17 protein-coding genes and 6 tRNA genes are annotated in these 22,283 nt (G+C 63.0%); 18 read left to right on the plus strand and 5 right to left on the minus strand.

Annotated features, from left to right (window positions below; translation table 11 throughout):
* Window positions 1-25: 25 nt before the first annotated feature.
* Window positions 26-1,222 carry an amino acid aminotransferase gene (locus tag C2H86_RS19520; protein ID WP_159409417.1) on the minus strand — a complete coding sequence of 399 codons (1,197 nt, stop codon included), beginning with the start codon at window positions 1,220-1,222 and terminating at the stop codon, window positions 26-28.
* Between the two features lie 287 nt (window positions 1,223-1,509).
* Between C2H86_RS19520 and uvrB the strand changes: the two genes are divergently transcribed.
* The gene (gene uvrB, locus C2H86_RS19525) at window positions 1,510-3,525 is read left to right on the plus strand and encodes an excinuclease ABC subunit UvrB (RefSeq protein WP_159409418.1); all 2,016 of its coding nucleotides are present in this window, start codon (window positions 1,510-1,512) and stop codon (window positions 3,523-3,525) included.
* Window positions 3,526-3,555: 30 nt separating this feature from the next.
* Here uvrB and C2H86_RS19530 read toward each other — a convergent pair whose 3' ends face one another.
* On the minus strand, window positions 3,556-5,046 hold the full coding sequence (locus tag C2H86_RS19530) for an MDR family MFS transporter (protein WP_178083399.1): 1,491 nt from the start codon (window positions 5,044-5,046) through the stop codon (window positions 3,556-3,558).
* A 49-nt stretch (window positions 5,047-5,095) separates the two neighbouring features.
* Window positions 5,096-6,151 (minus strand): HlyD family secretion protein, encoded by a 1,056-nt coding sequence (locus C2H86_RS19535; protein ID WP_159409419.1) that lies wholly within the window; start codon window positions 6,149-6,151, stop codon window positions 5,096-5,098.
* 143 nt (window positions 6,152-6,294) lie between these two features.
* Here C2H86_RS19535 and gltX point away from each other — a divergent pair, with 143 nt between their 5' ends.
* The 12 genes from gltX (at window position 6,295) to C2H86_RS19595 (ending at window position 12,502) form a co-directional block, all read left to right on the plus strand.
* Entirely contained in the window at window positions 6,295-7,776 is a 1,482-nt protein-coding gene (gltX, locus tag C2H86_RS19540) for a glutamate--tRNA ligase (protein ID WP_159409420.1), read from the plus strand.
* 233 nt (window positions 7,777-8,009) lie between these two features.
* Window positions 8,010-8,085 (plus strand) — tRNA-Ala (locus tag C2H86_RS19545).
* 72 nt (window positions 8,086-8,157) lie between these two features.
* Window positions 8,158-8,233, plus strand: a tRNA-Glu gene (locus tag C2H86_RS19550).
* Between the two features lie 53 nt (window positions 8,234-8,286).
* Window positions 8,287-8,362, plus strand: a tRNA-Ala gene (locus tag C2H86_RS19555).
* A 42-nt stretch (window positions 8,363-8,404) separates the two neighbouring features.
* Window positions 8,405-8,480, plus strand: a tRNA-Glu gene (locus C2H86_RS19560).
* Between the two features lie 62 nt (window positions 8,481-8,542).
* A tRNA-Ala gene (locus tag C2H86_RS19565) sits at window positions 8,543-8,618 on the plus strand.
* A 42-nt stretch (window positions 8,619-8,660) separates the two neighbouring features.
* Window positions 8,661-8,736 (plus strand) — tRNA-Glu (locus C2H86_RS19570).
* A gap of 174 nt (window positions 8,737-8,910) precedes the next feature.
* Window positions 8,911-9,450 (plus strand): TetR/AcrR family transcriptional regulator, encoded by a 540-nt coding sequence (locus tag C2H86_RS19575; RefSeq protein ID WP_159409421.1) that lies wholly within the window; start codon window positions 8,911-8,913, stop codon window positions 9,448-9,450.
* 24 nt (window positions 9,451-9,474) lie between these two features.
* The gene (locus C2H86_RS19580; protein WP_159409422.1) at window positions 9,475-10,302 is read left to right on the plus strand and encodes an alpha/beta fold hydrolase; all 828 of its coding nucleotides are present in this window, start codon (window positions 9,475-9,477) and stop codon (window positions 10,300-10,302) included.
* 43 nt (window positions 10,303-10,345) lie between these two features.
* Window positions 10,346-10,780, plus strand: a complete 435-nt coding sequence (locus C2H86_RS19585; protein ID WP_159409423.1) for an acyl-CoA thioesterase — start codon at window positions 10,346-10,348, stop codon at window positions 10,778-10,780.
* Between the two features lie 51 nt (window positions 10,781-10,831).
* Window positions 10,832-11,803, plus strand: a complete 972-nt coding sequence (locus C2H86_RS19590; protein ID WP_159409424.1) for a tRNA dihydrouridine synthase — start codon at window positions 10,832-10,834, stop codon at window positions 11,801-11,803.
* A gap of 255 nt (window positions 11,804-12,058) precedes the next feature.
* On the plus strand, window positions 12,059-12,502 hold the full coding sequence (locus tag C2H86_RS19595; protein ID WP_012313453.1) for an Hsp20 family protein: 444 nt from the start codon (window positions 12,059-12,061) through the stop codon (window positions 12,500-12,502).
* Window positions 12,503-12,550: 48 nt separating this feature from the next.
* Here C2H86_RS19595 and C2H86_RS19600 read toward each other — a convergent pair whose 3' ends face one another.
* Both C2H86_RS19600 and C2H86_RS19605 read right to left on the minus strand, forming a co-directional pair.
* Window positions 12,551-15,847, minus strand: a complete 3,297-nt coding sequence (locus C2H86_RS19600) for a PAS domain S-box protein (protein ID WP_159409425.1) — start codon at window positions 15,845-15,847, stop codon at window positions 12,551-12,553.
* 61 nt (window positions 15,848-15,908) lie between these two features.
* Window positions 15,909-16,787, minus strand: a complete 879-nt coding sequence (locus tag C2H86_RS19605) for a LysR family transcriptional regulator (protein ID WP_159409426.1) — start codon at window positions 16,785-16,787, stop codon at window positions 15,909-15,911.
* Window positions 16,788-16,918: 131 nt separating this feature from the next.
* Between C2H86_RS19605 and leuC the strand changes: the two genes are divergently transcribed.
* The 5 genes from leuC to asd all read left to right on the plus strand — a co-directional run bounded on the left by leuC (window position 16,919) and on the right by asd (window position 22,163).
* Entirely contained in the window at window positions 16,919-18,352 is a 1,434-nt protein-coding gene (leuC, locus tag C2H86_RS19610) for a 3-isopropylmalate dehydratase large subunit (RefSeq protein ID WP_159409427.1), read from the plus strand.
* Complete coding sequence (leuD, locus tag C2H86_RS19615; RefSeq protein WP_054885742.1) at window positions 18,349-18,993, plus strand: 3-isopropylmalate dehydratase small subunit; 645 nt, start codon at window positions 18,349-18,351, stop codon at window positions 18,991-18,993. The genes leuC and leuD overlap by 4 nt, the downstream gene beginning before the upstream one ends.
* Window positions 18,994-19,084: 91 nt before the next feature.
* Entirely contained in the window at window positions 19,085-19,849 is a 765-nt protein-coding gene (locus tag C2H86_RS19620) for a class I SAM-dependent methyltransferase (RefSeq protein ID WP_159409428.1), read from the plus strand.
* Window positions 19,850-19,904: 55 nt separating this feature from the next.
* Window positions 19,905-20,987, plus strand: coding sequence for a 3-isopropylmalate dehydrogenase (leuB, locus tag C2H86_RS19625; protein ID WP_110638356.1), 1,083 nt, complete (start codon window positions 19,905-19,907; stop codon window positions 20,985-20,987).
* A gap of 63 nt (window positions 20,988-21,050) precedes the next feature.
* Complete coding sequence (gene asd, locus C2H86_RS19630) at window positions 21,051-22,163, plus strand: aspartate-semialdehyde dehydrogenase (protein ID WP_079227077.1); 1,113 nt, start codon at window positions 21,051-21,053, stop codon at window positions 22,161-22,163.
* Window positions 22,164-22,283 lie beyond the last annotated feature (120 nt).

The raw sequence follows: 22,283 nt of genomic DNA on the forward strand, positions 1-22,283 counted from the left end.
AGCGACCTCCTGACAAATCAATCAGTTACAGCACTTCAACGATGGCCTTGGTGACCACGTGAATGTTGCTCTGGTTCAGCGCAGCGACGGCGATGCGACCGGTGTCCAGGGCGTAGATGCCGAAGTCGTTCTTCAGGCGGGCAACCTGCTCAACGGTCAGGCCCGAGTAGGAGAACATGCCCACCTGGCGGCCAACGAAGCTGAAGTCGCGGTTGGCACCGTATTCGGCCAGCAGCGATACCATCTGCTTGCGCATGCCGTGGATGCGCTCGCGCATCTCGCCCAGCTCGGCTTCCCACATCTGGCGCAGTTCGACGCTGTTGAGCACGGTGGCGACGATGGTCGCGCCGTGGGTCGGTGGGTTGGAGTAGGTGGTGCGGATCACACGCTTGACCTGCGACAGCACGCGAGTGCTTTCGTTCTTCGAGGCGGTGACGATCGACAGTGCGCCGACGCGCTCGCCGTACAGCGAGAACGACTTGGAGAACGAGCTGGAAACGAAGAACTCCATGCCCGACTCGGCGAACAGGCGCACGGCGAAAGCGTCTTCGCCGATGCCGTCACCGAAGCCCTGGTAGGCCATGTCGAGGAACGGCACGTGGCCCTTGGCCTTGACCACTTCCAGGACGTTTTTCCAGTCGTCCAGGGTCAGGTCGACACCGGTCGGGTTGTGGCAGCAGGCGTGCAGTACCACGATCGAGCCGGACGGCAGAGCGTTGAGGTCTTCGAGCATGCCGGCACGGTTGACGTCGTTGCTCGGTGCATCGTAGTAACGGTAGTTCTGTACCGGGAAACCGGCGCTTTCGAACAGCGCGCGGTGGTTTTCCCAGCTCGGGTCGCTGATGGCCACCACGGCATTCGGCGAAATGCGCTTGAGGAAGTCGGCGCCGATCTTCAGAGCGCCCGTGCCGCCAACGGCCTGCACGGTGACCACCCGGCCAGCGGCCAGCAGTGGCGATTCGGCACCGAACAGCAGTTTCTGCACGGCCTGGTCGTAGGTGGCGATACCATCGATCGGCAGGTAGCCGCGCGAGGCGTGCTGGGCAGCACGCTGGGTCTCGGCTTCGATCACGGCGCGCAGCAGCGGAATGCGGCCTTCCTCATTGCAGTACACGCCTACACCCAGGTTGACCTTGTCGGTACGTGGGTCGGCGTTGAATGCTTCGTTGAGGCCCAGGATAGGGTCGCGGGGTGCCAGCTCGACAGCGGAAAACAGGCTCATTGTTACTTCGGCTCTGATTGGAGAGTGATAGGACGTACACGCTCCAGCCGAATGCACTGAAGCGGTGCACAAACGGGGAGTCAGTATAGTGATACCGACCGGTCACTGCGACAGCTTGGCGCAGGTTTTCCAGCGATTTGCGCAAATATTTTTCGACCATTGGTCGAATTGCCGGGTCCACCGTAATGCGCGCTCACAGCTTGGCCTTGATTGCGGTCCCTGGCAGGCGCATTTGGGTATAGACTACTGGCTAAATTTACAGTTGCTGCGTTACCGCGAGGTCCGTCATGTCCGAGTTCCAGCTCGTCACCCGTTTCCAGCCGGCCGGCGACCAGCCCGAGGCCATCCGCCAGATGGTCGAGGGTATCGACGCAGGCCTGTCGCACCAGACCCTGCTCGGGGTGACCGGTTCGGGCAAGACCTTCAGCATCGCCAACGTCATCCAGCAGTTGCAGCGGCCGACCCTGGTGCTGGCGCCGAACAAGACCCTGGCGGCGCAGCTCTATGGCGAGTTCAAGGCGTTCTTCCCGAACAATGCGGTGGAGTATTTCGTTTCCTACTACGACTACTACCAGCCAGAGGCCTACGTACCGTCGTCGGACACCTTCATCGAGAAGGACGCCTCGATCAACGACCACATCGAACAGATGCGCCTGTCGGCGACCAAGGCGCTGCTGGAACGGCGCGATGCGATCATCGTCACCACCGTGTCCTGCATCTATGGCCTGGGCAGCCCCGAGACCTACCTGAAGATGGTCCTGCACGTCGATCGCGGCGACAAGCTCGACCAGCGCGCCTTGTTACGCCGGCTGGCCGACCTGCAGTACACCCGCAACGAGATGGACTTCGCCCGTGCCACGTTCCGCGTACGCGGTGATGTGATCGACATCTTCCCGGCCGAATCCGACCTCGAGGCCATCCGCATCGAGCTGTTCGACGACGAGGTCGAGAATATCGCCGCCTTCGACCCGCTCACCGGTGAGGTCTTCCGCAAGCTGCCACGCTTCACGTTCTACCCCAAGAGCCACTACGTGACCCCGCGGGAAACCCTGCTGGAGGCGGTGGAGGGCATCAAGGAGGAGCTGAAGGACCGGCTCGAGTACCTGCACAAGGCCAACAAGCTGGTCGAAGCCCAGCGCCTGGAGCAACGCACCCGCTTTGATCTGGAGATGATCCTCGAGCTGGGTTACTGCAACGGTATCGAGAACTACTCGCGCTACCTGTCCGGGCGCCCGGCCGGGGCGCCGCCGCCCACGCTCTATGACTACCTGCCGGCCGATGCGCTGCTGGTGATCGACGAGTCCCACGTCAGCGTTCCGCAGGTCGGCGCCATGTACAAGGGCGACCGCTCGCGCAAGGAAACCCTCGTCGAATACGGCTTCCGCCTGCCGTCGGCGCTGGACAACCGGCCGATGCGCTTCGACGAGTGGGAGGATGTCAGCCCGCAGACCATCTTCGTCTCGGCCACCCCGGGCCCCTACGAAGCCGAGCACGCAGGCCGCGTAGTCGAGCAGGTGGTGCGTCCGACCGGCCTGGTCGACCCACAGGTGGAAGTGCGCCCGGCGCTGACCCAGGTCGACGACCTGCTGTCGGAGATCCGCAAGCGTGTCGCTCAGGGTGATCGGGTACTGGCCACCACGCTGACCAAGCGTATGGCCGAAGACCTCACCGATTACCTGGCCGACCACGACGTGCGGGTGCGCTACCTGCATTCGGACATCGACACGGTGGAGCGCGTCGAGATCATCCGCGACCTGCGCCTGGGTACCTTCGATGTGCTGGTGGGTATCAACCTGCTGCGCGAGGGCCTGGACATGCCCGAGGTGTCGCTGGTGGCGATTCTCGATGCCGACAAGGAAGGCTTCCTGCGTTCCGAGCGCTCGCTGATCCAGACCATCGGCCGCGCTGCGCGTAACCTCAATGGCCGGGCGATCCTGTATGCCGACAACATTACCGGCTCCATGCAGCGTGCCATCGACGAGACCGAGCGGCGCCGCGAGAAACAGATCGCCTTCAACCAGGCCAATGGCATCGTGCCCAAGGGTGTGGTCAAGGACATCACCGACATCATGGAAGGCGCCACCGTGCCCGGCGCGCGCAGCAAGAAGCGCAAGGGCATGGCCAAGGCAGCAGAGGAGAGCGCCCGTTACGAGGCCGAGCTGCGTACCCCGGGCGAAATCACCAAGCGCATCAAACAGCTGGAAGAAAAGATGATGCAGTTTGCCCGCGACCTGGAGTTCGAGGCTGCCGCGCAGCTGCGTGACGAGATTACCCAACTGCGCGAGCGCCTGATCACCAGCTGAAGCCCTTTGCGCTCCCTCAGGGGCGCGATATCAGTGGGCTTCCCCTGCCTTCAATCCCTCCGGCAGCTTGCGGGTCAACAGCACCGCCACCATGCTCACCGCCAGCCCGATCCCGACAAAGTGGAACGCATCGTTGTAGGCCATGATCAGCGCCTGCTGGTGGGCAATCTCGCTCAATTTGCCTAGCGCCGCATTGTCATTGCCCAACCGCTCCGCCAGCTGTGCCAACCGTTCGGCCACCTGTGGGTTGCTCGGCACCACCGACTCCCGCAGGTAATCGAAATACACCTTGGTCCGCGCATCCAGCAAGGTCGCCAGCAAGGCAATGCCGATCGCACCGCCCAGGTTACGCAGGATGTTGAACAGGCTCGAAGCCGACCCGGCATCCTGAGGCTGGATATACGCCGTGGCGATCAGCGAAATGGTCACCATGATCATCGGCTGGCCAAGGGCGCGGATGATCTGGATATGGTTGAACTGCGGCCCGGCAAAGTCCGGGTTCAGCACCCCCGAACCGAAGCTGGCGGCGCCGAACAGGCAGAAGCCGAGGGCGCACAACAGCTTGGGCGGTATCACCTTCATCAGCTGTGGCACCAGCGGAATCAGGAACAGCTGCGGAATGCCCATCCACATGATCACCTCGCCGATTTGCAGGGCGTTGTAGCCCTGGATCTGTGCCAGGTACAGCGGCAGCAGGTAGATCGATCCGTAAAGCCCCACGCCCATACCCAGGCTGGCAATGCTCGACAGGCCGAAATTACGGTTGCCGAGGATGCGCAGGTTGATCAAGGGGTGCGGCTTGGAAAGCTGCAGGATGACGAAGGTGATCAGGCTGATCAGGGCAACAGTTGCCAGGCCGACGATCAGGTTGGACTCCAGCCAGTCCTTGCGGTGGCCCTCTTCAAGAAACACCTGCAGGCAGCCCAGGCCCACGCCAAGTGTGACGATGCCGGCATAGTCGGTGCTTTTCAGCAGTTCCCAGTGCGCTTCCTTCTTCTCCAGCCCATAGAGCAGGCCCGCGATCATCACCAGCCCGGGCGGAATGTTGATGTAGAAGATGTACTCCCAGCCCCAGTTCTCGGTCAGCCAGCCGCCGAGGGTCGGGCCGATCGAGGGGGCGAAAGTGGCGGTCATGGCGAACATGGCCATGCCTTTGGCACGGTGGTGCTCGGGCAACTTGATCAGGGTCAGGGTGAATGCCAGCGGGATCAGTGCACCGCCAGTGAAACCCTGCAGGGCACGGAACAGGATCATGCTCTCGAGGTTCCAGGCCATCGAGCACAGCAGCGAGGACAGCAGGAAGCCGCCAGACACCCACACCGCCAGGCGCCGCGCCGACAGCAGCTGCACCAGCCAGGCGGTCAGCGGAATCATGATGATCTCCGCCACCAGGTACGAGGTGGAAATCCACGAGCCTTCCTCCAGGGTCGCTGACAGCGCGCCCTGGATGTCCTTGAGCGATGAGTTGGTGATCTGGATGTCCAGCACCGCCATGAAGGCACCGAGCATCACGCTCATCACCGCGATCCAGTCGCGCCGGCTTGGCTCCGCAGTCGGGCGCAGCAGTTGATCACCGGCCATCGTGGCCTTCGTCTTCACGGCGCAGGTCGACAGTGGCGGTGACCGACATGCCCGGGCGAATGCGCCCATGCAGCGGGTTGTCGGCGACGAAGGTCAGTTTCACCGGAATACGCTGCACCACCTTGGTGAAGTTGCCGGTGGCGTTGTCCGGCGGCAGCAGGCTGAACTGCGCGCCGGAAGCAGCGAACAGGCTCTCGACGCGGCCTTCGATCGGGGTGTCGGGGTAGCTGTCGAACAGCAGTTCTGCGCGCTGGCCGGGCTGCATCTTGCCGATCTGGGTTTCCTTGAAATTGGCCTGCACCCAGATGTTTTCATCGGGCACGATCGACAACAGGTAGGCGCCGGCCTGCACCACCTGGCCATTGCGGGCATTGCGCTGGCCGATGGTGCCGCTGAGCGGTGCGCGGATCTCGCAGCGGGTCAGGTTCAGCTCGGCCTGGGCCAGGTCGGCGCGGGCATTGGCGATCTGCGCGTCGAGGCGCTTGAGGTCGGCATTCAGGGCATTGATCTGCTGGCGCTGGCTTTGCAAGTCGGCGCGGGCCTTGTCGACCTGGGAGCCGGCGACGTGGCTGTCTGCGGACAGAGTGGTCACCCGTTCTTCGGAGACGAAACCAGGCTTGCGCAGCTTTTCGGCGCGGCTCAGGTCCAGGCGCGAGCGGTCGAAGGTGGCCTGGTTGGCCGCCACCTGGGCCTGACTGGAGGCGATCAGGCTGCCTTGCTGGGTCAGGCGGCTCTGCGCCTGGGCATATTCGGCCTCGCGGGTGGCCAGGGCGGCGCGGGCGCGCTCCACGGCCAGTTCGAAGTCGGCGGCCTCCAGGCGCACCAGCAGGTCACCCTTGTTCACGTGCTGGTTGTCGTCGACCCGAACCTCGTCGATACGCGCGCCGAGCTGGCTGGATATGCGGGTGATTTCGCCCTGCACGTAGGCGTTGTCGGTGCTCTCAAAGAAGCGGCCTTTGAAATACCACTCGGCCAAAAAGGCGAGGGCGATGATGGCCACCAGGGTGAAGAAGATCGCCAGGCGGCGTTTGAGTTGGGCAGGCATGAGGACTATCGTTCCAGAAATGTAAGTAAATTTAACAGCGGCAGATGGCCAGCGGACAAGTGACGTTCGCGCCATTGCTGGAGCCCGGTGCCTGCTCCCTGCTAACATCCCGCCTTTGTTTCATCTTTCGTTCGAGACTCTCCATGACCACCGTTCGCACGCGTATCGCGCCATCGCCCACTGGCGACCCCCATGTCGGCACCGCCTACATCGCCCTGTTCAACTACTGCTTTGCCAAGCAGCACGGCGGTGAGTTCATCCTGCGTATCGAAGACACCGACCAGCTGCGTTCCACGCGCGAGTCGGAACAGCAGATCTTCGACGCCTTGCGCTGGCTCGGCATCGAATGGAACGAAGGCCCGGATGTCGGTGGCCCGCACGGCCCGTACCGGCAGAGCGAGCGTGGCGAGATCTACGCCAGGTACGCCAAGGAACTGGTCGATGCCGGCCACGCCTTCTACTGCTTCTGCACCGCCGAAGAGCTGGAGCAGATGCGCGCCGAGCAGATGGCCCGTGGTGAAACCCCGCGCTACGACGGCCGTGCCCTGCTGCTGAGCGAAGAAGAAGTCCAGCGCCGCCTGGCCGCTGGCGAGCCGCATGTGATCCGCATGAAGGTGCCGAGCGAAGGCATCTGCGTAGTGCCGGACATGCTCCGTGGCGATGTCGAAATCCCATGGGACCGCATGGACATGCAGGTGCTGATGAAGAACGACGGCCTGCCGACCTACTTCCTGGCCAACGTGGTCGACGACCACTTGATGGGTATCACCCACGTCCTGCGTGGCGAAGAGTGGCTGCCGTCGGCACCGAAGCTGATCAAGCTGTACGAGTACTTCGGTTGGGAACAGCCGAAGCTGTGCTACATGCCGCTGCTGCGTAACCCGGACAAGTCCAAGCTGTCCAAGCGCAAGAACCCGACGTCGGTGACCTTCTACGAGCGCATGGGCTTCATGCCCGAGGCCATGCTCAACTACCTGGGGCGCATGGGCTGGTCGATGCCAGACGAGCGCGAGAAGTTCTCCCTGGCCGAGATGGTCGAGCACTTCGACCTGTCGCGCATCTCCCTGGGTGGCCCGATCTTCGACATCGAAAAGCTGTCCTGGCTCAACGGCCAGTGGCTGCGTGAGCTGCCGGTGGAAGAATTCGCCGCGCGCGTGCAGCAGTGGGCGTTCAACAGCGACTACATGATGAAAATTGCCCCGCATGTGCAGGGCCGGGTCGAAACCTTCAGCCAGATCGCCCCGTTGGGTGGTTTCTTCTTCGAAGGCGCGCTCAAGCTCGATGCCAAGCTGTTCGAAAGCAAGAAGCTGTCCGCCGACCAGGTGCGTCAGGTGATGCAGCTGATCCTGTGGAAACTGGAAAGCCTTCGTCAGTGGGAGAAAGAGCGCATCACCGGCTGCATCCAGGCCGTGGTCGAAGCACTGGAACTGAAGCTGCGTGACGCCATGCCGCTGATGTTCGCCGCCATTACCGGCCAGGCCAGCTCGGTGTCGGTGCTCGACGCCATGGAAATCCTTGGCCCTGACTTGACTCGCTACCGTCTGCGCCAGGCCCTGGACCTGCTCGGTGGTGTGTCGAAGAAAGAAAACAAGGAATGGGAAAAGCTGCTGGCCAACATCGCCTGAGGCTTTTCCATGTCTGCTGCCGGAGCGGGCTTGCCTGCTCCGGCAGCAGCGAACACCCCGCGATAGCGGGGCAGGGCGGTAAGTGATTGTTATCTGTGAAAAAAATTTTGAATATTTTCAAAATTTAGTTTGACAGGCCTGCAATCCGATCTTAATATGCGCCCCGTCCACAGCGATGAACGAAAACGAAACGCCAGGCACCCAGCCAGCGCTTCTGTTCAGAGCGACATTGTGGGGCTATAGCTCAGCTGGGAGAGCGCCTGCATGGCATGCAGGAGGTCAGCGGTTCGATCCCGCTTAGCTCCACCAAATTCCGCTTGGCAGCCAAGGCTGTCGAGCAAGATCGGGTCCAGCAACCGGGTCTTGAAGGTAAGAAGGTTCGTCCCCTTCGTCTAGTGGCCTAGGACACCGCCCTTTCACGGCGGTAACAGGGGTTCGAGTCCCCTAGGGGACGCCAGTTTTGCACAAGCGATGTTTCACGATGTCGCTGGGCCGAGAGGCTAGAAATCCGGGGCTATAGCTCAGCTGGGAGAGCGCCTGCATGGCATGCAGGAGGTCAGCGGTTCGATCCCGCTTAGCTCCACCAATTTTGCCGCGGTTCGTGAAAACGGATCGGCACGAAGGTTACGTCCCCTTCGTCTAGTGGCCTAGGACACCGCCCTTTCACGGCGGTAACAGGGGTTCGAGTCCCCTAGGGGACGCCACTTTTACCCGCGTTTTGCGGGACTTAAAAGGCTCGTTCGCATATTGAATGGGTCTTTGTTTCGGGGCTATAGCTCAGCTGGGAGAGCGCCTGCATGGCATGCAGGAGGTCAGCGGTTCGATCCCGCTTAGCTCCACCAATTCTGCCAGGGTTCGATTAATCGGACCTTCGCGAAGGTTACGTCCCCTTCGTCTAGTGGCCTAGGACACCGCCCTTTCACGGCGGTAACAGGGGTTCGAGTCCCCTAGGGGACGCCATTTTTACCCGCGTTTTGCGGGACTTTAAAGGCTCATTCGCTTATTGAATGGGCCTTTTGTTTTTCTCCCTTCCGAAAAAATTCCGGCGCCGACAAGCGGTGGCAAATTCTGCTTGCCAAAAAATATGATGAGAATAATATTTCGATCATCATATTCCTCACGGTGATTCGCCGAATGAGCGACAAGAAGAGCAAGACCCGCGAACGCATCCTCGAAGCGGCCCGCAGCGCGTTGATGCAGCACGGCCCGGCTGAGCCGAGTGTCAGCCAGGTGATGGGTGCAGCAGGCCTGACCGTTGGTGGTTTCTATGCGCACTTCGAGAGCAAGGACGAACTCATGCTCGAGGCCTTTCGCCAGTTGCTGAGCGAGCGCCGTGCCTTGCTTGCCCAAGTCGACCCGAACCTGGATGGGGAAGGGCGTCGGGCCCTGGTGAGCGCCTTTTACCTGTCGCGCAAGCACCGTGACGCCGAAGTGCATGCCTGTCCGCTGCCCAACTCGCTTGGCGAGATGCAGCGCTTGCCCGAAGCCTTCCGTGAGGTGCTGGCCGAGCATATCGAGCTGATGACGGCGGCCATGGTCGACCGCCCGGAAGACGCCGACAAAGCCTTGGCTGACCTTGCGCTGATGATCGGTGGCCTGGCCCTGGCGCGGGCCTTGGGCCCGGGCGAATTGTCTGATCGCATTCTGCGTGCCGCCAAGTCGGCAGTTCTCTGATACCTCTGATCCTGGAGCAAGGCGATGACTACCCTGAGCTGGATTCGTGGCGTGAATGGCACCCTGGGCCGACTGGCCCCCGAACACATTGCCAGCAAGATGCGCCGTGCCTTCATGACCCCGCGCAACCTGCCGCCCCGGCAATGGGAGCTGCCGCTGCTGGCCAGTGCCGAGCGCATCACCTTGCGCTTCGGCCTGTCGGCCCTGCGTTGGGGCAAGGGGCCGACGGTGTTGCTGATGCATGGCTGGGAAGGGCGCCCAACCCAGTTCGCAGCGCTGATCGAAACCCTGGTGCAGGCGGGGCACACGGTGGTGTCGCTGGAGGGCCCGGCCCATGGGCGCTCGCCTGGTCAGCAGGCGCATGTGGTGCTGTTTGCCCGGGCGCTGCTGGAAGCGGCCGCCGAACTGCCGCCGTTGCGCGTCGTGATCGGTCATTCCATGGGTGGTGCCAGTGTGATGCTGGCCCTGCAGATGGGGCTGCGTGCCGAGGCCGCAGTGAGCATTGCCGCGCCAGCCCAGCTGCTGGGCGTGTTGCGCGGTTTTGCTCGTCATCTGGGCATGCCGGCGCGGGCAAGGGCAGCATTCATACGCCAGGTAGAGCGGGATGTCGGCATGCAGATTGCCCGCCTCGATGTCAGGGGCTATCAGCTAGAGCTGCCTGGCCTGGTAGTGCATGCCGCAGATGACGCGCTGGTGCCTGCCGGTGAAGCGCAGGCCATTCACAAGGCCTGGTTCGACAGTCGGCTGCTGCTGTTGGAGGAGGGCGGGCACCAACGCGTACTGGCTGATCCGCGCCTGGGCGAGGCGGTATTGGAACTGCTGGCCCGTGAACCATCGCGGCAGAGCGCTTGAACATCCGTTACACTCGGCCCGTTCACTGATATTGGGAGCGGGCATGAGCTGGGACCTGGCAACGCCATTCATCATCGACCTGCGCGTCGGCAGCGAGGACATCGACGGCCTCGGCCACGCCAACAACGCGGTCTACGTCACCTGGCTGGAGCGCTGCGCCTGGCGCCACTCCCAGCGCCTGGGCCTGGACCTGGCCGAATACCGGCGCCTGGACCGGGCCATGGCGGTGGTGCGCCACGAAATCGACTACCTCGCCGCAGGCTACGAGGATGATGAGCTGCAACTGGCCACGTGGATCATCGACTGGGACCAGCGCCTGCGCATGACCCGGCGCTTCCAGCTCAAGCGTCCACGCGATGGCGTGACCTTGCTGCGCGCGCAGACCACCTTCGCCTGCATCGAGCTGTCCAGCGGCAAACCCAAGCGCATGCCGGCGGAATTCCTCGACGGTTACGGGCCGGCGCTGATCGGCAACTGAAGCCGCAGCATTTTTTGCTAGACTGCCGCCTTTTTCCGCCGAGACCCAGACATGCAAATTGCCCTGGCCCCAATGGAGGGGCTGGTCGACAACATCCTGCGCGACGTCCTGACCCGAGTGGGCGGCATCGATTGGTGCGTCACCGAGTTCATCCGCGTGTGCGACCGCCTGCTGCCGGCGTCCTCGTTCGACAAGCTCGCCCCTGAGCTGCGCCAGGGTGCACGCACGGCTGCTGGCGTGCCGATGCGTGTTCAATTGCTGGGTTCGGACCCGGTATGCCTGGCGGAGAACGCCGCGTTGGCCTGCGAACTGGGCGCGCCGGTAATCGACCTGAACTTTGGCTGCCCGGCCAAGACCGTGAACAAGTCACGTGGCGGTGCGGTGCTGCTCAAGGAGCCGGAACTGCTGCATGCCATCGTCCGTGAAGTGCGCCGCGCGGTGCCGGCGCATATCCCGGTCACGTCCAAGATGCGCCTGGGCTTCGACAGCCCGGATGGGGCGCTGGACTGCGCCATGGCCTTGGCCGAGGGCGGTTCGGCGCATCTGGTGGTGCATGCGCGGACCAAGGTTGAAGGCTACAAGCCACCCGCTCACTGGGAGTGGGTGGCGCGGGTGCAGGATGTGGTCCGGGTGCCGGTGTTCGCCAACGGTGAAATCTGGACTGTCGACGATTGGCGGCGTTGCCGCGAGGTCAGCGGTGCCGAAGACATCATGCTGGGCCGCGGGCTAGTGTCGCGCCCGGACTTGGCCCTGCAGATTGCGGCGTCGCGTGACGGGCGCGAATACCAGCCGATGAGCTGGGATCAGCTGCTGCCGTTGTTGCGCGAGTTCTGGCGCCAGGCCCAGGCCAAGCTGTCGCCGCGCTATGCGCCGGGGCGGATGAAGCAGTGGCTGGCGATGCTGACCCGCAGTTATCCCGAGGCGGTGATGCTGTTTGCCGAGTTGCGGCGTGAGGATGATTGCGCGCGGATCAGTCGGTTGCTTGGGGTTGATGCGATCTCCTTCGAGGCTTGTGTTGCCTGATCCGGCCCTTTCGCGGGACAAGTCGGATCGCCGCACCGCCGCTCCTACAGGATCACCGTAAACCTGAGGTTTGTGCGCATCCTGTAGAGCGGCGGTGCGGCGATCCGACTTGCCCCGCGAAACGGCCATCAGCTCCGAACAGATTTTTCAGCTCGCCCCTTGAAAGCTCTCACGCCGGCCATATCTCTTGAGTACGCGATGCCGAAGTCGGGTCGCGTAGTGACTTTACTTGCTGAATCTCAGGAGTTTATGACCATGACTACCGCTTTCTCTCTCGCTCCACTGTTCCGCCATTCCGTTGGCTTCGACCGTTTCAATGACCTGTTCGAGTCCGCGGCACGCAACGAGGCGGGTAGCAGCTACCCTCCCTACAACGTGGAAAAACATGGCGATGACCACTACCGCATTGTGGTTGCCGCTGCCGGTTTCCAGGAGCAGGACCTCGACCTGCAAGTCGAAAAGGGTGTCCTGACCGTCATCGGTGGCAAGCGCGAAAACGGCGCCGCTGAAGTGACCTACCTGCACCAGGGCATTGCCCAGCGCGCCTTCAAGCTGTCGTTCCGCCTGGCTGACCACATCGAGGTCAAGTCGGCGGGCCTGGCCAACGGCCTGCTCAGCATCGACCTGCTGCGCATCGTGCCGGAAGAGGCCAAGGCCAAACGCATCCCGATCAATGGCGACAAGCCAGCTCTGAACTGAGTTCGGCGGCTTGAAAGAAAGGGCACCTTCGGGTGCCCTTTCTTCGTTTCAGTAATCCGCCGGTGCTTCCAGCAGCATCTGCCTGAATTCCGGCAGCGGCAACGGCCGGCTGTGCAGGTAGCCCTGGTACAGGTGGCAGCCCAGGCGTTCGAGAAACGCCAGTTGCTCGGTCAGTTCCACCCCTTCGGCAATCACCGCCAGGTCCAGGCTGCGGGCCATGGCCACGATGGCGCGGACAATCTCGGCATCGTTGGGGTCTTCTGGCGCGTCGCGGACGAACGTCTGGTCGATCTTCAGCGCGTCCACCGGCAGGCGCTTGAGGTAGGTCAGCGAGGAATAGCCCGTGCCAAAGTCATCCATGGCAAAGCTCACGCCATAGCGCTTGAGTTCACGCATCTTGCTGATGGTGTCTTCGAGGTTCTGGATGACGATGCCCTCAGTAATCTCCAGCTTCAGCATCTGCCGCGGCAGGCGGTAGTCATCCAGGCTGCGTAGCACCCTTTCGACGAAATCGTTCTGGCGGAACTGCCGCGGGCTGATGTTCACACACAGGCTGAAGTCATTGGCGTCGATCAAGCCGTCTTCGAGCATGTGTGCGCAAGCGTCACAGGCTTCGTCGAGGATCCAGCTGCCAACTTCGAGAATCAGGCCGCTTTCTTCCAGTACCTGGATGAACTGCGCGGGGGGTTGCTGGCCCAGCTGCGGATGGTGCCAGCGCAGCAGCACTTCGGCACCGACGATGCGATTGTCGCGGGCATCGACCTGGGGTTGAAAATGCAAGGCCAGCTCGCCGCGGGCCAGGGCCAGGCGCAGGTCGCTTTCCATGCGCAAGCGCTCGCTGGCGGCCTTTTGCATGGTGGTGTGGAACAGTTGGGTGGTGTTGCGTCCCGAATCCTTGGCGCGGTACAGGGCAATATCGGCGCGCTTTAGCAGGTCGGCCGGGGTTGCACCATGGTCGGGAATCAGGGCCACGCCGATGCTTGGCGTCACTTGCAGGCGCTGGCCGTCCAGCGACATCGGTTCGGCCAGCAGTTCGCGCAGGGTGTCGGCCAGTTCGCGGACCTTGCCTTCCACGGCCTCGCGGCTGCCTTCCAGGCCGCTGAGCAGCACCACGAACTCATCGCCACCCAGGCGCGCCACGGTGTCTTCCAGGCGCACGCTGGCCTCCAGGCGTGCGGTGATGATCTTCAGCACGGTGTCGCCCACCGGGTGGCCGAGCGAGTCGTTGATGTGCTTGAAGTGGTCGAGGTCGAGGAACAGCAGCGCGCCGCGCAGGTTGTGGCGGCGCAGCAGGGCGATTTGCTGGCTCAGGCGGTCCATCAGCAAGGCGCGGTTGGGCAAGTTGGTCAGCGGGTCGTGGTAGGCGAGGTGGCGGATCTGCGCCTGGGCGTTCTTCAGCTGGCTGACATCGCGGGCGGTCAGCAGCAGGCAGTCGACCTCATTGAGGCTGATCGGCTCCACGGACACCTCCACGGTGAGGATGTCACCGCGCTTGTTGCGCCCGAGCATCTCCCGGTGGTGCACCCGGCCGCGCTCCTTGAGCTCGCTGAGCAGGGCGCCGCGCTGCTTGTCGTCGGCCCAGATGCCGATTTCGTAGACGCTGCGGCCGATCACTTCGTCAGCGCTGTAGCCGGTCAGCCGGCAGAAGCCGTCGTTGACTTCCAGGTAGCGGCCACTGCGGCGTTCGGTGATGGTGATGGCGTCGGGGCTGGAGTGGAAGGCTTTGGCGAACTTCTCTTCGCTGGATTTGAGCGCCGCCTCGGCGCGCTGCTGTTGGGTGATGTCGCGCAGGGTGGTGACGCTGCACGGTTGGTCATCGACGCTGATCAGGCGGCTGGCGATGACACAGGTCAGTGGCGAGCCGTTGCGGTGGTTGACCACCACCGCGACATTGCTCAGAGCCTGTTCGCGGATCACCCGCTCGATGCGCTGGGCGCGTTCGATCGATTCCGCCCACAGGCCGATCTCTTCGGCGGTGCGGCCGATTACCTGTTCGGCATTCCAGCCGAAGGTCTGGGTGAAGGCCGGGTTGATCTCGATGAACTGGCCCGTGTCCTGGCGGGTCACGCAGATCGGGTCGGGGCTGACCTGGAACAGGCTGGCAAACTTTTCTTCCGAGGCGCTCAGGCGCTGTTCACGTTCCACCTGCTCGGTGATATCGAGCAAGGTGCCTGCCATGCGCAACGGGTTGCCCTGGTCGTCGCGATACAGGCGGGCACGGCTTTCGATGTAGCGCGAGGTGCCGTTTTCCAGTTGCACGCGGTAGGTGATCTGGTAGTTGCCGGCCGGGCCTTCGCGCAGGCTGCGGTAGGCTTGGCGCATGCTGGCGCGTTCGTGTTCCGGTACGCCTTCGAAGAACGAGTCGAACGACTCATGGAACGGCACCGGGTCCAGCCCGTGCAGTTGCGCAGCGCGAGCCGAGCCGTAGAGCATGCCGCTGGGGATGTGCCAGTCCCAGGTGCCCAGTTGCGCCGAGTCCAGTGCCAGGTCGAGGCGCTCCTGGCTGTCCTTGAGGGCCTGTTCGGCGCGTTTGCGCTCGGTGGTGTCGACGAAGGTACTGATCAGGTAGGTGACGCCCTCCATCTCTATGCTCTGGGTGCACAGGATGCCGTCATGGAGCTTGCCGGTGCTGGCGCGAAACTGCACCTCCATGATCGCCGGGCCGTGGTTGCTGCGGGTGGCCTCGATCACCTGATGGCGCTGTTCGGGGTTGACCCACAGGCCCAGTTCGATACTGGTCTTGCCGATCACCTGGCCGCCGGGCCAGCCGAACATGTCCTCGAAGTGCTGGTTGACCTCGATGATCATGCCGTCCTGGCGGCGGCTCAGCAAAATGGCGTTGGGGCTCAGGTGGAACAGCGTGGCGAAGCGCTTTTCCGAGTTGATCAGCGCGGTTTCCCGTTCGCGCTGGCGGGTGATTTCACGGATTACCCCGATCATCTGCCTTCGGCCATGGCGGTCGTGGGTCAGGCTGCCGTTGATTTCCAGCCAGTGCAGGCTGCCGTCCGGCCAGCGAATGCGATGGCGCATGGCCTGTTCCACCGGTTCGCCATTGACGACTGCATGGAACAGCTGGCGGGTGCGGGCGCGGTCTTCTTCCGGCAGCAGGTCGAGGTAGTCGATGTCGTTGGGCAGCGGGCGTTGCGGGTCGAAGCCAAACAGCGCCTGGGTACCCCGTGACCAGCTGATCCGGCCGGTATCGATATCCCACAGCCAGGCTCCCAGGCGTGCGCCATTGAGTGCCGCCAACAGCTGCGGGGCGTTCTGCCAGGCCTGTTCCGATTCCTGTGGGTCGGCCGCAGGGATACGCGGCAGGCGCGGAAAGCGATTTGCTGATTTGGGCATTGGTACCAGACCTTTGGCGTGTGACGCGTCCATGAGTTGGAAATGCCGAGCTGACGACCGGTCAGGCGGACCCTGCGTGGCTGTCGAGCAGGGCCATGAAGGCCCTTGCAGCGTTCGATAGCGTGCGCTCCGTGTGCAGAATGTAGCCTAGCTGGCGCGACAGCTGTATGCCGGGTAAAGCGATAGGTGCAACCTGATCATCCAGCATAGTCCGGGGCAGCACGCTCCACGCCAGGCCGATCGACACCATCATTTTGATGGTTTCCAGGTAGTTGGTGCTCATGGCGATGTTCGGTGTCAGCCCCTGGCTTTCGAACAGGCGCTGGACGATGTGGTGGGTGAAGGTGTTGCCGCCGGGAAATACCGCCGGGTGGCGGGCGACATCGGCCAGGCTGACCGCCTGGTTGCTGGCCAGTGGATGCTCGGGCGCCGCTACGAAATCCAGGGCGTCGTCCCATACCGGTACGGCCCTGACCAGGTGATGAGGCTCGGGGGCGAGGGTAATGACGGCAATTTCAGCACGGCCATGGAGGATTTCATCGTAGGCCTGTTCCGAATCCATGAACTGAATATCCAGCGCCACCGCCGGGTACTGCCGGGTAAAAGCCCGTAAAAGTGGGGGCAGGCGGTGCAAACCGATGTGGTGGCTGGTGGCCAGGGTGAGACGACCGCTCACTTCCCCCGTCAAATTGGTCAGCGCCCGTCGGGTATCATCGAGGACGTTGAGGATCTGGTAGGCGCGGGGCAGCAGGGCGCGGCCGGCTTCGGTCAAGGTCACTTCGCGACCCAGGCGATCGAACAGGCGCACGTCCAGTTGCTGTTCCAGGCCAGCGATGCGTTTGCTGATCGCCGGCTGGGTGAGGAACAGGCGTTCGCCGGCGCCAGAGAAGCTGCCGGTCTCGGCAATTGCAATGAATGCGCTCAGATTGGCCAGGTCCACGATTTCGGATTCCTTTTGGTTATCCAAAGCATAAAAAATATGAATTTGAGTTATTCAATCTAACCCCATAGCATCGTCCGTACAAGCCAAGGGGTCTTTGGCATAGAAAGACGCTGATGAGGAACAGTCTGATGGCTGGCAAAACGCTCTACGACAAACTCTGGGAAGCCCATGAGGTCAAGCGCCGTGATGACGGCTCGTCCTTGATCTACATCGACCGCCATATCATTCACGAAGTGACGTCGCCCCAGGCCTTCGAAGGCCTGCGCCTGGCCAACCGCAAGCCGTGGCGCATCGATGCCAACATCGCCACCCCGGACCACAACGTGCCGACCACGCCAGAGCGCAAGGGCGGCATCGAAGCCATCGTCGACCAGGTGTCGCGCCTGCAGGTGCAGACCCTCGATGAGAACTGTGACGAATATGGCATCGTCGAATTCAAGATGAACGACGAACGCCAGGGCATCGTCCACGTCATCAGCCCGGAGCAGGGCGCCACCTTGCCAGGCATGACCGTGGTCTGCGGCGACTCGCACACTTCCACCCACGGTGCTTTCGGTGCCTTGGCCCATGGCATCGGCACATCCGAGGTCGAGCACGTGCTCGCCACCCAGTGCCTGGTTGCCAAGAAGATGAAGAACATGCTGGTGCGTGTCGAAGGCCAGTTGCCGGCTGGTGTCACCGCCAAGGACATCGTCCTTGCCGTGATCGGCAAGATCGGCACTGCCGGTGGCAACGGCCACGCCATGGAATTCGCCGGCAGCGCCATCCGCGAGTTGTCGATGGAAGGCCGCATGACCATCTGCAACATGTCCATCGAGGCCGGTGCCCGTGTTGGCCTGGTCGCGACCGATGCCACCACCGTTGCCTACGTCGAAGGCCGCCCGTACGCGCCGAAGGGCGAGGACTGGAAGCGGGCCGTTGAAGCGTGGAAGGACCTGGTTTCCGACGACGATGCCGTGTTCGACACCGTGGTCGAGCTCGATGCTGCGCAGATCAAGCCGCAAGTCAGCTGGGGCACTTCGCCGGAAATGGTGTTGGCCGTCGACCAGCGTGTTCCGGACCCGGCCGCCGAGCCAGACCTGATCAAGCGTGGTTCGATCGAGCGTGCCCTCAAGTACATGGGCCTCGCCGCCAACCAGGCGATCACCGACATCAAGCTCGACCGTGTATTCATCGGCTCGTGCACCAACTCGCGCATCGAAGACCTGCGCGCCGCTGCCGAAATCGCCAAGGGCCGCAAGGTCGCCGCGACAGTCAAGCAGGCGCTGGTCGTACCGGGCTCGGGCCTGGTCAAGGCCCAGGCCGAGCGTGAAGGCCTGGACAAGATCTTTGTCGAAGCCGGTTTCGAATGGCGTGAGCCCGGCTGCTCGATGTGCCTGGCGATGAACCCGGACCGCCTGGAAAGCGGCGAGCACTGCGCGTCCACCTCCAACCGCAACTTCGAAGGCCGTCAGGGCGCCGGTGGCCGTACCCACCTGGTCAGCCCGGCCATGGCTGCCGCCGCTGCGGTGACCGGCCACTTCATCGATGTCCGCGAGTTGATCCAAGGGAGCGCAGCATGAAAGCCTTTACCCAGCACACCGGTCTCGTCGCGCCGTTGGATCGTGCCAACGTCGACACCGACCAGATCATCCCCAAGCAGTTCCTCAAGTCGATCAAGCGCACCGGCTTCGGCCCCAACCTGTTCGACGAGTGGCGTTACCTGGATGTCGGCCAGCCGTACCAGGACAACAGCAAGCGCCCGCTGAATCAGGAATTCGTGCTCAACCACGCACGTTACCAAGGTGCCAGCGTGCTGCTGGCGCGGGAGAACTTCGGCTGCGGTTCCAGCCGAGAACACGCGCCGTGGGCACTGGACGAGTACGGCTTCCGCAGCGTGATTGCACCGAGCTTCGCCGATATCTTCTTCAACAACAGCTTCAAGAACGGCTTGCTGCCGATCATCCTCAGCGACGAGGAAGTCGACGAGCTGTTCAAGCAGGTCGAAGCCAACCCGGGCTACCAGCTGACCATTGACCTACAAGCGCAGGCGGTGACCCGCCCGGATGGCAAGGTGCTGCACTTCGAGATCGACGCGTTCCGCAAGCACTGCCTGCTCAATGGCCTGGACGACATCGGCCTGACCTTGCAGGACAGCGACGCGATCAAGGCATTCGAAGGCAAGCACCGCGCCGGCCAGCCTTGGCTGTTCCGTGATGCCTGAAGTTCGTCGTTAGCAGTACCGGCCTCTGTGGGAGCGGGCTTGACCCGCGAAGAGGCCGGCCCAGGCAACAGCAACCTGAAAGGATTTAGCCATGACCAGCACCACCCACACCGATGTGGTCCAACGCCAGTTCGGCGAACAGGCCAGCGCCTACCTCAGCAGCGCCGTACACGCCCAGGGCAGCGAATTCGCCCTGCTGCAGGCTGCGCTGGCGGGGCAGGGCAATGCCCGCGTGCTGGACCTGGGGTGCGGTGCCGGTCATGTCAGTTTTCACGTCGCGCCGCTGGTCGCCGAAGTGGTCGCCTATGACCTCTCGCAATCGATGCTCGACGTGGTCGCCAGCGCCGCCAGCGAGCGCGGCCTGGGCAATGTCACTACCGAACGCGGCGCCGCCGAACGCCTGCCGTTCGCCGACGCTTCGTTCGATTTCGTCTTCAGCCGCTATTCGGCGCACCACTGGAGCGACCTCGGCCTGGCCCTGCGCGAAGTACGCCGGGTGCTCAAGCCGGGTGGCGTGGCAGCGTTCATCGACGTAATGTCGCCGGGCAGTCCGTTGCTCGACACCTACCTGCAAACCGTGGAAGTGCTGCGTGACACCAGTCACGTGCGCGACTACTCCGCTGCCGAATGGCAGCGCCAGGTCAGCGAAGCCGGCCTGCATGTGCGCAGCCACACGCGCCAGCCGTTGCGCCTGGAGTTTGCCAGCTGGGTGGAGCGCATGCGCACCCCGGAGCCGATGCGCATTGCCATCCTCCAATTGCAGCAAGCCATGGGCGAAGAAGTACGGCAGTATTACCAGATCGAGGCCGATGGCTCGTTCAGCACTGATGTGCTGGTGTTGTGGGCCGAGCGATAAAGCACTTTTCGGTGGGGCCCGCTTGGCCGCACCGCGCGAATGGATAGAGGAAAGCATGAGCAAGCAGATTCTGATTCTCCCAGGTGATGGCATTGGTCCGGAAATCATGGCCGAGGCGGTCAAGGTGCTGGAACTGGCCAACGACAAGTTCCAGCTCGGTTTCAGCCTCGAGCACGACGTGATCGGCGGCGCCGCCATCGACAAGCACGGCGTACCGTTGGCCGATGAAACCCTGGAGCGTGCACGCAAGGCCGACGCCGTGCTGCTGGGCGCCGTGGGCGGCCCGAAATGGGACAAGATCGAGCGTGACATCCGCCCGGAACGCGGCCTGCTGAAAATCCGTTCGCAACTGGGCCTGTTCGCCAACCTGCGCCCGGCCATCCTCTACCCGCAACTGGCCGACGCTTCCTCGCTGAAGCCGGAAATCGTCTCGGGCCTGGATATCCTCATCGTCCGTGAGCTGACCGGCGGCATCTACTTCGGTGCGCCGCGCGGCCAGCGCGAGCTGGAAGGCGGCGAGCGTCAGGCTTACGACACCCTGCCGTACAGCGAAAGCGAAGTGCGCCGTATCGCCCGCGTCGGCTTCGACATGGCCCGCGTGCGCGGCAAGAAGCTGTGCTCGGTGGACAAGGCCAACGTCCTGGCTTCCAGCCAGCTGTGGCGTGAAGTGGTCGAAGACGTGGCCAAGGATTACCCGGACGTCGAATTGAGCCACATGTACGTCGACAACGCTGCCATGCAGCTGGTCCGCGCACCGAAACAATTCGACGTGGTAGTGACCGACAACATGTTCGGTGACATCCTGTCGGATGAGGCTTCCATGCTGACCGGCTCCATCGGCATGCTGCCTTCGGCATCCCTGGACGCCAACAACAAGGGCATGTACGAGCCTTGCCACGGTTCGGCTCCGGACATCGCCGGGCAGGGCATCGCCAACCCGCTGGCGACCATCCTGTCGGTGTCGATGATGCTGCGTTACAGCTTCAACCAGCACGCGGCAGCCGAAGCGATCGAGAAGGCCGTCAGCGTCGTTCTGGACCAGGGCCTGCGTACCGGTGACATCTGGTCGGCCGGCTGCGACAAAGTAGGCACGCAGGAAATGGGCGACGCAGTAGTCGCAGCGCTGCGGAATCTGTAATCTCTCTGGCCCGCCACCAAAAACTCGAGGTGGCGGCCCACTTTTAGCAAAGGTGTAGTTGCGATGAAACGTGTAGGTCTGATCGGTTGGCGCGGTATGGTCGGTTCCGTGCTCATGCAGCGGATGCTGGAGGAGCAGGATTTCGACCTTATCGAGCCGGTGTTCTTCACCACGTCCAACGTGGGTGGCCAGGGCCCGAACGTGGGCAAGGATATTGCTCCGCTCAAGGACGCTTATTCGATTGAAGAACTCAAGACCCTCGACGTGATCCTGACCTGCCAGGGCGGCGACTACACCAACGAGGTGTTCCCCAAGCTGCGTGAAGCTGGCTGGCAGGGTTACTGGATCGATGCCGCTTCGTCGCTGCGCATGCAGGACGACGCAGTCATCGTGCTCGACCCGGTCAACCGCAAGGTCATCGACCAGCAGCTCGATGCCGGTACCAAGAACTACATCGGCGGCAACTGCACCGTCAGCCTGATGCTGATGGGCCTGGGTGGCCTGTTCGAAGCCGGCCTGGTCGAGTGGATGAGCGCCATGACCTACCAGGCGGCCTCTGGTGCTGGCGCACAGAACATGCGCGAGCTGATCAAGCAGATGGGCGCTACCCATGCGGCCGTTGCCGATGACCTGGCCAATCCGGCCAGCGCCATCCTCGACATCGATCGCAAGGTGGCCGAGACCATGCGTGGCGAAGCGTTCCCGACCGAGAATTTCGGCGTGCCGCTGGCCGGCAGCCTGATCCCGTGGATCGACAAGGAGCTGCCGAACGGGCAGAGCCGTGAAGAGTGGAAGGCCCAGGCCGAGACCAACAAGATCCTCGGCCGCTTCAAGAGCCCGATCCCGGTCGATGGCATCTGCGTGCGCATCGGTGCCATGCGCTGCCACAGCCAGGCGCTGACCATCAAGCTGAACAAGGATGTGCCACTGGCCGACATCGAAGGCATGATCAGCCAGCACAACCCGTGGGTGAAACTGGTGCCGAACCAGCGCGAGATCAGCATGCAAGAGCTGACCCCGACCAAGGTCACCGGCACCCTGAACATCCCGGTTGGCCGCCTGCGCAAGCTGAACATGGGCTCCCAGTACCTGGGCGCGTTCACCGTGGGTGACCAGCTGCTGTGGGGCGCCGCCGAACCGCTGCGCCGCATGCTGCGAATCCTGCTGGAGCGTTGATCGCTTCTGCTGCACCGAAAACCCGCGCTGGTGACAGCGCGGGTTTTTTTGTGCCTGTAGCCGCGAAGAGGCCAGCACAGACAAAACACTACAATCCAAGTAAAGTGCCGCCCCCGCCGT

Origin of the sequence: Pseudomonas putida, from assembly GCF_009883635.2 — a bacterium.
GTDB classification, from domain to species: Bacteria; Pseudomonadota; Gammaproteobacteria; order Pseudomonadales; family Pseudomonadaceae; genus Aquipseudomonas; species Aquipseudomonas putida_W.